The sequence below is a fragment of the Mycobacterium sp. OAS707 genome (assembly GCF_014873705.1).
In the GTDB taxonomy this organism is placed as follows: Bacteria; Actinomycetota; Actinomycetes; order Mycobacteriales; family Mycobacteriaceae; genus Mycobacterium.
The window spans coordinates 1444464-1456372 of the sequence record NZ_JADBDS010000002.1; the positions used below are offsets into that span (position 1 = coordinate 1444464).

Below are 11909 nucleotides of genomic sequence, written 5' to 3' on the forward strand. Positions count from 1 at the left end.
ATGCTGCTCAGAGGATCGCAGGAATCCCAGGAACGAAGACTGACGCTTGCCGGCGCCGTGGTGGTGGCTTGTGCCATCGCGACAGGCTTCGCCGTCACGTCACATCCATTCGCCCGCCCAACAACTGACCAAATTTCCGTCGCCATCGACACACCTTTCGTCGGCCAGGGTGTGCGCGCGGGCACGGCCATCGTCATGCATGGCGTCCAGGTAGGCGTCGTCACATCGATCTCCAGCTTGCCCGGTGGTGGTGTCAGAATGATCAGCGCCCTCAAGAAGGTCCCGACGGCCGGTCTGACGGACTCCATGAAGATCGAATTCAGGCCAGTCAATTACTTTGGGGTGACGGGAGTTAACGTTGTCGCCGCACAGGGTGGCCGAGACCTCCGCGACGGCATGCAGATCCATACCGTGCCGCAGGCCAATGCCACGCTGCAGGCCGTCTTGGCCCGTCTCGGCCAGGTTTCCGTCAGCGCGCTCACCCCCCAACTGATATCGGTCCTAGATCGCACCGTGCAGTACACCGACGGCCTCACTCCTCTGATCGAGACGGTCCTGATCACCACTCAGGCGGTCGCCGCCGTCCAAACCGTCCCGACAGCAAGGCTATTAACCAATACCACCGGGATTGCTGTCGCGTTTCCCTCCTTCACCGACGCGTTGTTGGGCTCCGGCGAAGGCTTCACCGCGGTGCCACGTCGGTACAACGCGCAGGATTGGGTCAACGGCATTCAAGAGGTCATGCGTGTGGGCTCAACTGAGTTGTTCGGAGGCTTCGGGCGAGTCGAATCCAACTACGTGGACGATCTGCTGCCCGCGATCGAGGGCGTCAAGGCTCTCACCGACCCAATCCCTGCTCTATTCAGACCAGACGACTTCTCGAACACTCTGGTGCAGATGCGTACCCGGTTACAGAAGCTGCTCGGCGGTAACGGTGAGCAACGCGCACTCCAGGTCAAAATCGTTCTGGACAGCTTGCCGGGCGTAGCCGCTCCCCTGGCCGCGATGGGAGACACGCCGTGAAACCCAGAGCCGCATTGTGGCGACTGCTGATAAGCGCGGCCGCCGCCGTCATTCTGCTCGTCCTTCTCTTGAGCGGGATCTCGCAGCCAGTGAAGGCCAAAACGCGCAGTTACACAGCCACTTTCACCGACATATCGGGGTTACATGAGGGGGCTGACGTACGTGTCCGCGGCGTTCTGGCAGGCCGGGTCACCGCAACAAAGCTGCAACGCCAACAGGGCGCAAGCGTGGCGGCCGTGGAATTCACGCTCAACGAGAAGTACGGCGTGGTTTCCGGTACCCAACTTGCCGTCAAGTATCAGACCCTCACCGGGTCGCGTTACGTCGACGTCCTTGGTCCGTCTGAGGACTACTCGGCAGCCAGTCTGGTGACGTCGGTCCCCACCACCATGACTCACCCATCGTTTGATGTGACCAGACTTTTCAACGGCTTACAACCCGTACTGGCGACGCTAAATCCCGAAGAACTGAACGCATTCGCCGCCAACGTCGCCAACTTCTTGGCCGGCGACGGAACCGGACTTGCCCCCGTACTCGACAGCATCCGCAAGCTCACGGAGTTCCTATCCAACCGCCAACAGGTCATCGCGACCCTGATGCGCAACTTGTCCGATGTGTCAGAGGTCATGCAAGGCCACGGAAAGGACCTCATCCAGATGATCAACGGAATGAACACCCCGATCGACAGCGCTTTGTCGGTGTTGGATGAATTCCGCAAATCGCAGCTCTATGGTCCCGATTTCGTTGAGCCACTGCAACGTCTCCTCACCAACATCGGGTTCTCCCCCAATGCGGACATCGATACCGCGATGGACACCGCCTTCAACAATGTCGACCGTACCCTCGATGCGTTCAAACTCATTCCGGTGATGTGGGAGAACATCCCCACCCCAGCCGAGACAGGCCAGCCCCAACCGTGCGCTCGAGGTCGGGCGCAACTGCCGACGACAATGGACGTGTTACTCAATGGCCAGCGGGTGGTGCTGTGCAACCGATGAACCTGCTTCGGAACCCGATGACGTGGGGGGCGATAGCGCTCGCCCTACTGACAGCGGTAGCAGTCACCGCGGGAATGCTATACGTCAGCCCGCCCGGGCAGAAAACGATCACGTTCTACACCGATGACGCGGCGGCCGTGCGGCCGGGAGACCAGGTACGCGTTGCCGGCATTCCGGTTGGCGAGGTCAAGGACGTGTCGCTAAGAACCGATGACGTCCAAATCCAGGCCCGCATCGACGACGAGGTGTTTATCGGAGACAAGACCACCATCGAAGTCCGGATGCTCACCGTCGTGGGTGGCTATTACGTCGACCTCATTCCCCTGGGCGATGCTCCCCTGGGCGCCAGATCCATTCCGCGCGAGCGCGTAACCATGCCGTACAGCCTGATCCGAACTCTGAGCGATGTCACCAAGATCACGGATACCATCGCCGCCAAGCCGATCAGCGAATCGCTCAACGAAATACAGAACGGGCTGCGCGGCGACAACGTGGATGCCCTGAATGCCATTGTCACAGCCGGCAATACGATGATGTCGGCCATCGACAAGCAGCGCGGCCAGATCACTGCCATCTTGAACCTCAGTGACGAGTACATCAATCAGCTCAGCGAGTACCGCGAAGAATTCAAGGCACTGATTCAAAAAATCGCGATCATCCAGTCCATCCTTGAGATTTACAGCAAGGGATTCGGGGGGGCTCTCAACGGTCTCGGTGTCGCGATCGAGGCGCTGAAGCCGATCGGCAATTTCTACGCCAACCATCGTTCAGAGTTCATCGAAAAGGTGCGCAACCTCCTGACCAAGGGCCGGCTGTGGGTGGATCGCAACGGTGTGATCATCAGAGGCCTGCAAGACGTCCAGCGACACATTGAACGCATCCTTGACGTACAACAGGCGCCGCCAGAGCTGCTGGCGACCGACCTGTGCATACCCATGCCGGACGCGCCGTGCTAACGGTGAGGTCACGGATGCGCAATGTAGGCCGCAGCGCGGCGCTGCTCATCGCCGCGGTCGCCGTCGTCCTGGTTGTCAGTTCGTGGACGCCATTTCGGCAGCAGCAGTACATCGACTACTGCGCGACCATGCCTGACGCGGTTGGGCTCTTCACCGGCAACCCGGTCACTCAGATGGGCTATCAGATCGGTGAAGTACGTGCGATCACGCCATCGCTGAGTGCGGTCCGCGTCGACTTCAAAGTCGTAAGCGATCGCCCGCTACCCGCCGATGTCAGGGCCGTCACCCGGTCCCCCTCGATACTCGCCGACCGAGCACTCGAACTCGTCGGGAACTACAGTTCTGGACCCCAGCTTCGCAGCGGAGAGTGCATACCCGCGGCGCGCTCGGCGACTCCGAAAAGCTTGTCCGAAATCATCGGTTCGGCGACGAGCTTCCTGAATCAGATCAATCCCAACGATTCGACCAATGTCGGCGACGTTGTCAACGGTCTCGACCGAGCGCTACACAACAACGGACCGGCGATCAATCAACTACTGACCACCTCGTCGTCGGTGCTGGACTCCCCCGACCAAGCGGTGAGCGATATGCGCTCCATCATCACCAATCTCGTGACCCTGACCTCGACGCTGCGAGAGATCAGCGGGCCACTCAAGGCCACCATGCTCGCAACTTTGAAGACCACGCCGGACGTGGAGAAGGCGCTGGCAACTCCGGTATTCGAGGGGGTGATCCCGTTGGTCACTCTGGCCTCAGATATGGAGGTTGAACTCGGCGATCAAATCCAAACAGTGCTCAACGACCTGGAGTATGCGGTCCGCAAGGCCAGCGCGCACTCCACCATCATCGCCGATCTACTCAAACCGTTCCCGGTCATCATCAACAAGTTGGAGAACTGGGTCAACCGCAAGCAATTCAACATCCGGTATCGGCCACCGCTGTATCGCATCAGTACGCCCGTCGACGGGCTCATCACGTGCGGTGCGATGAACGCCGCCAGTCCAGGCAGTTGCACCGACGTGGGCGGGAAGCCCTACGCGGTGGATGTCGCTCTGCTGCAGTATGTCCTAACGCTGGCGGCACGCCGATGACCCACCACAATCGGCTCGCTGCGATTGCACTCGCAGCAGTGATGACGCTGTCCGCGTGTGCGTCCGTGGACGTCAACGCCCTTCCTGCGCCCGGGAATTCATTCTCGAACGGCTACCCGCTGGTCATGGAGTTCGACAATGTGCTCAATCTGCCTGCCCGCGCGAAAGTGACCCTAGACGGCATTACTGTCGGAATCGTCACTGGCGTCGCCGTGGCCCGTAACCACGTCGATGTCAACACGCGGATGGACCGCGCCGTGTCCGTTCCCGCAAACATCCAAGCGAGCCTGCAGCAGGCCACCGTACTGGGCGACATCTACGTCGCCCTCGATCGACCTGTTGCGGGCGGCGCTGCGCCGGCGTTGGTGTCCGGCGCGCGGATTCCCCTCGCACAGACCACGTCTCCACCGCAACTCGAAGACACGATCGCCCATCTGGCCGATTTCACCGGAAGCGGTTCCATCCAACGCATCCAGTCCACAATCATCGGCATCAACCGGATCACACCGCCCCAGAACGATATTCGTAGGATGTCGTCGCAGTTCGCCGTCGACATGGCGGATCTGTCGAACAATATCGATAACGTCGACCTGATGCTGAACGGAGTGGGGGAAACCGCACAGGTCCTACACAACCGGGGGCCCATGTTGGAGACGTGGTTCTCGCCCGAAGGCCTACAGGGTTGGGCCAACGCGTACGGCTTGTATCAATACGCAGGCACGGCGTATCCGAGCGTCGGCACCATCTACTCAGGTGGATTCTGGATGGTACCCCTGCTGAACTCGCTGGCCAATGCCGCCGGGGCAGTGCAGAGATCCAAGTGGGCGTTCGAAAGCGAGGGTCCACAATGGCGGAAGCTCTTCACCGACTACTACCTGCCGCAGGATAAATATCCCGCAATCAACATCACCTCGATCGTGGGGCCCGATGGCCGCGAACTGTCGGGCAACGTCCAAGACGTCCTCAGAATCCTTGGAGCGATGCCGTGATCATCAGAGGTGCAATATCATTCATCGCTTTCGGCGCCATGATAGTTTTCGCACTCGGTTCCTTCCGATCCATGGGCGTGACACTCAATCCGCCGCCCAATCGCACCCACTTGTCCATGCAGGTGAAGGACATCAGCGGTCTGGTCGTCGGTTCGAGCGTGCAAATGCGGGGAGTGCCGATCGGCGAAATCAACAGAATTTCCACAACGATCGCGAGTGCCACCGTCGACCTCGCCGTCGATAGCCAATACAAGATTCCCGTCGACAGCGATATCCGCCTGGAGACGCTGTCAGCCCTCGGCGAGGCCTACGTCGAAGTGATCCCGCGAAGCGAAGGCGGACCCGTGCTCCAGGACGGCCAATTGCTGGCAGCCGAGGTGATCACACAGCCGTTGACCATTTCGGAGCTGGCAACGACCGTGGTACGGGTCCTCAACCAGTTCGATCCGGCCACACTGGAACGCATCGTTAACGAACTCGATGCTGCCCTGCCGAATCCTGCCGAGACCCTGCCCAACCTTGCCAATACCGCTGTCCTACTGAGAAACGCCGCAACGAGCATGCGCGGGAAGGGCCGTGATCTGCTTGACAACTTCCAGGCGCTGCTGCAGAACGCACAATTCGTTGGCCCAGTGCTCACTTTCAACGCACCGTGGCTGGTCCAAATGGGCTACGACCTCGCGAGGATGAACGACGCCTCCGTTGTTCTGCACGATCGAGGTGCACCTCAAACACTGCACAACCTCTCGCACCTGGTGGGAAGAATCGAGCACTTCCTGGATCACTCCGGAGGCGATGTCAAAGTCCTGATGCAATCGATGCTGCCCTATCTCAATGACACTTCCGGCGCGCTGATGAACCTCGATACCGCACAGATATTCGGCAACATGCTGGCTGCGGTACCCGAAGATGGCGCGGTGACCCTCCACGTCACCATTCCTGACAGCTCCGCCCCCCGGCCGTCACCGACAGCTGGGGGACGCTAATGACGGCTGACGCAACGCCGGGCTCGGCGCGAATAGCACGGAAGGTAACAGCGTGATCAATCATAAGAACAATGATGTTCAACTGAAATCAGCTGACTCACCGGAAGAATCGGCTCATGCGTCGCATGCTGACTCTCCGCCTCTCGATGACCGAGGGCGCGTGGCACTCGACGCAGCGCGAGCGGAATCCGAGGACAACGCCACGGCCGACGACGACCAAGCCGAGCCGGCCGAGCAGAAGCCAACCGGCCCGGCTCGCGCACAGCGGCGGGTGTCGTTCTCGGTAAGCGCACGTGGCATGGCGCTGGCTCTGTTGATCGTTGTTCTTGCCGGGGCGCTATCCGTATTCGCGTGGTTCTTCTTCGACGCTCGTGGTCAACTCGACGCCTTGGCCCGCAGAGCGGACAACAACGCCCGCGCCGAAAAGCTCGCACTGGACTATGCAGTCAATGCCGCAGCCATGAACTACCAGGATCTCGCTACCTGGAAGACGAAGCTCGTTGCCGGCACCACGCCGGAATTGACCGACAAGCTGACGAAGGCAGCGGATTCCATGCAGCAGATCCTGGTCCCGCTGCAATGGACTTCCAGCGCAAAACCTCTCGTCGCGAAGGTACGGTCCAGCACCGACGGCATCTACGTCGTCGACTGTTTCGTGAGTGTCCAGACGAAGACGGTCCAGGCTCCAGATCCGCTACAGTCCACGGCGACCTACAGCCTCACTCTGGACAGCACCAAGAACTGGCAGATCAACGACGTCGGCGGCATCGGCGCCGTGACCGGTCAACGGTAGATGCACGCCTTCTTCCGCGGATCGTGCAGCCCTGAAAGTCTCGGGCGGCCCCGCCGTAACCGCTGGCGCGACGTGACATTCGCTGCCATCCTCATCGGCCTACTAGGGGCATCCGGCTTGGCGGCACCTAGGGCCAACGCCGATCCTTCATTACCGCCCACCGATGACGAGCTGATCCAGCCGCTACCCGTTGTAGTCCCACAGCCCACAAACTGGGTGCCGAAGTTCCCATTCCCCTATGACCAGACTCGCGATCAGATCACCACCGAGGACATCAGAGTCGAGAGCGAGATGTGCCAGTGGTACACCGCTCAGTACAAGATCCTCAACGACCAGATCGGCCGTCTTCAATTCAACCGGATCAGCCCCAACGGGCCTGATTGGGACTACAGCGTGAACGGCGTTCAGAGGCAGGTCGATATCGTGACAACCAATATCGACCAGGCTCTCGACTTCCTGGCTCCTCGCGCCCAAGCGCTCACCCAACGTCAGGACTTCGCTGGGGACAACTACTTTCCGCTCTATCAAGGCCAAGCTTTCTACGGCCTCTGGCAACAGCTTTCGAATGTCAACAACGGCATCAAGGCTCACCAGGCTGACTGGTTCACTGGGCCTTCCTATTTACGTATGAAGCGTTTCGCCAGTGAAATCAACCGCTCACACGTGTGCGATTAGGGGGATCTGACATGCGCCAAAATCATAAGTTCCCGGCGTTCGGGTCTTCATCAGAGATCTCGCGATCGACGCGCCATACACGTGCGGGCATCCGACGGCGCCGTGCCCTGTCCCTCATAACGGTAGTCGCCACCGCCCTGCTCGTCGGCTGCTGGCATGCGCCACTGGCATCCGCCGATTTCGCCGCCAATCTCAGAAGCGCGGTGACACAGGCTCGAGGCGGTTCCTCGTGCGCACCACTGCGGCCCGAGCCACTCGCCGACCAGGCCGCTGCCGTCGTCGCGCATTCCACCGCTTCCTACCTCGATCACAACGCTCGCGCCGTGCCGATCGCAGACCCGCTTCCAGTACTCAAAGATGTCGGTCTCAATGTGGGTCGGGCCAAGCTGCTTCAAGGCGCGGGGCAGACCGAATCCGACGCCATCAAAGTTGTACTGATAACCGGGTTTCGAGACCTTCCAGACTGCTCCTACACTGTTGTTGGGATCAGCTCCCTTCCAAACAACAACTCCGGCAACTGGTTTCTGAGTGTGGCGATCTTGGGGGGTCTCTAGGTGACCGCGCCCGCTAGTCGGTGCGGCCGCACCATGATCAGACTCTGCGTCCTGGTGATCTGGCTGTGCGTCAGTATCGCCCTCGCAGTTTCTACTCCGGTGGCGCAAGCTGAGGACAGCGTCACGTACGAGGTCATTTCGACTCAGGGCAATGTGCCGAACGCAAACTTGGAATACAACGAGAGGTCAGAACGCAAAGCAGTACAACAGGTTCCGCTCCCCTGGCGAAAGACCGTCGTGGTGCCAGACGCAGTGAGCCCAACAAGAGCTGGTGCCGAGATTCGCGCCGACTGGCGGCCATTCCGGTGGCCGTATAAGTACGTAACCGTCCGCATATATCGCGGCAGCGAGCTGTTGTGCGAGAGCACCCTCGACGTTGGCGATGCTGCCTGCTATGGCAGCACGCCACACCGGAACTTCCCTCAAACCGGCGGGGCATGAGCGTGATTCGATTGAAATCCAGTAGGCGTGGATATCGCCGGATCGCGGACGCTTTGGCGACTGCGCTGACGCTGGCAATTCTTTGCGATCCCGTCTCACAAGCAGATCCGCTTGATACACCGATAGCGCCCAACCCGTATCCCAAGGACAGTCTCATCCTGACGACCTATACGCGCCTCGACCCCGCCGACTACTTTCTGCCTGGCCTTTACGGCGTCTACTTCCTCTCGCCGAGTGGACTCAATTGCGGAATCTGGCTGCGGGGAAGCTTCGGCTGCGCCGGACCACTTCCCGGCGCATCGGGGGCAGCTCACATCGGCTGGTTCAACGGCGACACCCGGGTGCACTACGACCCCTTTATCGCCATCGGATTCCCCGATGCGCAGGCCCAGCGCGTCCTTCCTCCCCGGAGCTATCTGAACTGGAACGAGACGACCTGCGTGACCATGGCAGACACCAGCACCTACTGCCACCGCGGAATGTTTCGCTTCCTCATCACCCCGAGCGCCACATTCCTCAACGGTTAAGGGTTGGTCGAGGCGTCGCTGCCGGCGTCAACGCTCGACGGCGCGGTAGGCCCACTCGCCGGACGACATGATCGGCACACTTCGCCAAGTCCGTCGTGAGCGAGTTTCTTTGTATACCAACGCCCGCAACGGTCGCAAAGCCTACGCCGCGTCATGACACTCCCTCCGATGCACAGCCGGGGCTGTTGTCCAACACCGGAAATCCATCGGACGCCATCAACTTCGGCGACGGAGAACTGTCAGTCACGGCGACGTACCGGTGTCACCCCGCTGGGCGGCTTGGGCCCGCGTTGCGCACCGCGAGTCGGACATGCCACAGCGCCCGTAGCACTGACCGACACCGACAGCGTGCCGAGTCGATCGATGTCGACACTGATCACATCACCATCAGCAATCTGACCAATGCCTGCTGGCGTGCCGGTGGTGACGATGTCACCCGGGTACAAGGTCATCACCGAAGAGGCGTAACTCACCAATCGGGGCACGTCCCAGACGAGGTCCGCGATATCGGTGTCCTGCCGCAGCGTTCCGTTCACGGTTGTCCGAAGCTGCAGCTCGGCCAAATCTCCCACTTCATCGGGAGTAACGACGTAGGGACCGACCGGCGTGAAAGTGTCGAACGACTTACGGGTGGACCGATCTTCACCGCCCCGCATGGTCATGTCGAGACAGCACGTGTAGCCCGCCACAACCTCGAGCGCGTCGGCAACGGGTACCGAACGCGCAGTGCGGCCAATCACAGCCGCGAGTTCGCCTTCTTGATCGAAACGCCGATCTGTATAGGGCAATTGAACCACCCCGCCGTGGCCTAGCACCGATGACGGTGCCTTCAGAAATACACCGAGGGCCTCGATTCCATAGTCTTCCGCCATCTCCTCTTGGTGATCGCGGTAATTGACCGGGGCCGCGACAATCTTCGTCGGGTCAGGGACAACTGGCTCGAGTACGGCATCATCGATACGGACGCGGCGAAGGCGGTCAAGCTCGGCCGCACTGAAATCCGGCCGGCCTGCGGTCACCTTCAGTAGTTGGCGCATCGCGCTGACGCTCGAGTTGAGGCCGGGGATCAGAGGACTCAGATCGACGAGTTCGGTCTCTGAGATTCGCGCGCCGACAAAGGAACCCATACCGAGTTGGCGAAAACTGGCCAAAATCATGTCATGACTCCTGAGTGAAAGTTGCGCCGAATCCGGCGAGCCCGTTGTGGTCGGCGATGGGATTCATTCCCAAGAATTCGCCGCCCGTACTGTCCGGCCGGTTGCCGTGTCGTTTGATGTTAGTACGCATACGAACGAATACATTGGGGGACTCTCTGACTAGGTCATCAACGACGTTGCACCACAACATATTTCAACTCATTCCAATCGAACGGCGACGGCTCAAGCGCGGTTGAGACCGGCGTGGGCGTCGGCGGAAATCGGCTAGGCCGGAGGTAGAAGCAACGACTGCCATGTCTTGCCTTCCGAAGCGTCGTCCGAAAGGTCCGACTGGGTGTAGAGCTTGCCGTCCGGACCAATGTAGCGTCCGGTCGCGGGATCGTATTCGGCCGCAGCAAGTCCCGGCGTCGGCGAAGTTCCCTCCGGCGCAGCTGGCGGCGATGATGGAGGCAACTGGGGTACGGCCTGCCCCGACATGGTGGCGTTGGGGTCGCCCTTCCAGTTGTAGCCATCGTTGAGCGGCACGTATTGTTGGTCGCTTTCGCACATTTTTACCGTCGGCGCCCGCTTACCAGTGACGGTCTGACAGGGATAGTTGCGCGCGCCGCGCACGTTGAATGGAGAGGCTTGCGGCACACGGCAATAGAGATCACCGTCTGGGCGTGCCGGGTAATCCACATCGCTAGGCGTCCGTTGCTGCTGTGGCGGCAGAAATCCGGTGTTGCATGCTGGCGGCAGACCAAAGTTGAGGTTGAAGTCCAAGTACAGGCCCTTATAAGGCGATTTGATGTTGTGGTTGGCAACCATCGAGCCCTGCTCCGCGGCAACCGCTTGCGGAGCCAGGACCAAGAGCTGTTCGATGGCAGGCTGGTAGGTCACCGCTACCTGGCCGAGGCTGACGAGGTTGGCGAGCAACAGCGGCAGCGTGGGTTGAAGCCGCTCGAACAGCTGCCGGCCCTGGTCGGCAGCAGCACCGCCGTTTTGCAGAATGCCGGTAACCGCGCTGTCGTGAACTGCCAGCTGATTCGATATTGAAGCCACGTGCCCAGCCCACGCATTTATCGCCTGCGCGCTGTCAACCTGCGCATCCAATACGGGCTTTGACTCGTCGATGAGAGTGAGCAGCGAATCCAGGTTCTTGTCTGAATCAATTGCGAGCTCAGAGCCACCCTTCACCAGGCGAGTCATCTCAGGCCCTAAGCCACTCACCGCGGTATGACTCTCATCGATCACGGTCTTGAGGTTGTCTTGAGGGATCGCCGATAAGCCACGGCTGGCTGCGTCGAGTAGTGCGTCAATATCAGGCGGGACCGTGGTGTCGCGCGCTGCGATCACATCACCGTTTCTCAGGGGCGGGGCGAGGCTTCCAACGTCGGGCACCAGGTCGACATACTGCTCCCCGATGGCGGACTGACTGTGCACCTGGGCTTGCAACTGCGACGGTATCCGGTATTTCGAGTCCAGCGTCAGGACCGCCTGAACACCGTTGTCGGTCAAGGCGACATCCTTGACATGACCGACGACGGTGCCGCGGTAGGAGACATTCGCCTGCGGGTACAACCCGGCGGCGCGGTCTAAATCGACTGTGACCTCATAGCGACCGACACCGAAAAGCATTGCCGGCAAATCGATGTAGCGGAACGCTATGATCCCCGCCGCAGTCAGAGCGATGGCGGCGAACACTGTGAGCCGGATCTTCATGCTCCTGGGAAGGTTCAT

11 protein-coding genes are annotated in these 11909 nt (G+C 60.4%); 9 read left to right on the top strand and 2 right to left on the bottom strand.

The features are described from left to right. The 9 genes from GGC64_RS17865 to GGC64_RS17905 all read left to right on the top strand — a co-directional run bounded on the left by GGC64_RS17865 (nt 1) and on the right by GGC64_RS17905 (nt 9033). Complete coding sequence (locus GGC64_RS17865) at nt 1–1023, top strand: Mammalian cell entry related domain protein (protein ID WP_192723800.1); 1023 nt, start codon at nt 1–3, stop codon at nt 1021–1023. Then, a complete protein-coding gene (locus tag GGC64_RS17870) occupies nt 1020–2021 on the top strand; it encodes an MlaD family protein (protein WP_192723801.1) in 1002 nt (333 codons plus the stop codon). The genes GGC64_RS17865 and GGC64_RS17870 overlap by 4 nt, the downstream gene beginning before the upstream one ends. After that, nucleotides 2018–2977: an MlaD family protein gene (locus tag GGC64_RS17875; protein WP_192723802.1), complete on the top strand. Its 960-nt coding sequence runs from the start codon at nt 2018–2020 to the stop codon at nt 2975–2977. The genes GGC64_RS17870 and GGC64_RS17875 overlap by 4 nt, the downstream gene beginning before the upstream one ends. 14 nt (nt 2978–2991) lie before the next feature. Further along, nucleotides 2992–4068: an MlaD family protein gene (locus GGC64_RS17880; RefSeq protein ID WP_192723803.1), complete on the top strand. Its 1077-nt coding sequence runs from the start codon at nt 2992–2994 to the stop codon at nt 4066–4068. A 41-nt stretch (nt 4069–4109) separates the two neighbouring features. After that, nucleotides 4110–5057, top strand: coding sequence for an MlaD family protein (locus GGC64_RS17885; protein WP_192723804.1), 948 nt, complete (start codon nt 4110–4112; stop codon nt 5055–5057). Next, nucleotides 5054–6043, top strand: coding sequence for an MlaD family protein (locus GGC64_RS17890; RefSeq protein ID WP_370582156.1), 990 nt, complete (start codon nt 5054–5056; stop codon nt 6041–6043). Before GGC64_RS17885 ends, GGC64_RS17890 begins: the two co-directional genes overlap by 4 nt. Nucleotides 6044–6203: 160 nt before the next feature. After that, nucleotides 6204–6836, top strand: coding sequence for a hypothetical protein (locus tag GGC64_RS17895; RefSeq protein ID WP_192723805.1), 633 nt, complete (start codon nt 6204–6206; stop codon nt 6834–6836). A gap of 72 nt (nt 6837–6908) precedes the next feature. After that, a complete protein-coding gene (locus tag GGC64_RS17900) occupies nt 6909–7511 on the top strand; it encodes a hypothetical protein (RefSeq protein ID WP_370582157.1) in 603 nt (200 codons plus the stop codon). A 991-nt stretch (nt 7512–8502) separates the two neighbouring features. Then, nucleotides 8503–9033: a hypothetical protein gene (locus GGC64_RS17905; protein WP_192723806.1), complete on the top strand. Its 531-nt coding sequence runs from the start codon at nt 8503–8505 to the stop codon at nt 9031–9033. 239 nt (nt 9034–9272) lie between these two features. Here GGC64_RS17905 and GGC64_RS17910 read toward each other — a convergent pair whose 3' ends face one another. Further along, the gene (locus GGC64_RS17910) at nt 9273–10190 is read right to left on the bottom strand and encodes a fumarylacetoacetate hydrolase family protein (protein ID WP_225951771.1); all 918 of its coding nucleotides are present in this window, start codon (nt 10188–10190) and stop codon (nt 9273–9275) included. 264 nt (nt 10191–10454) lie between these two features. Beyond that, on the bottom strand, nt 10455–11909 hold the full coding sequence (locus tag GGC64_RS17915; protein ID WP_192723807.1) for an MCE family protein: 1455 nt from the start codon (nt 11907–11909) through the stop codon (nt 10455–10457).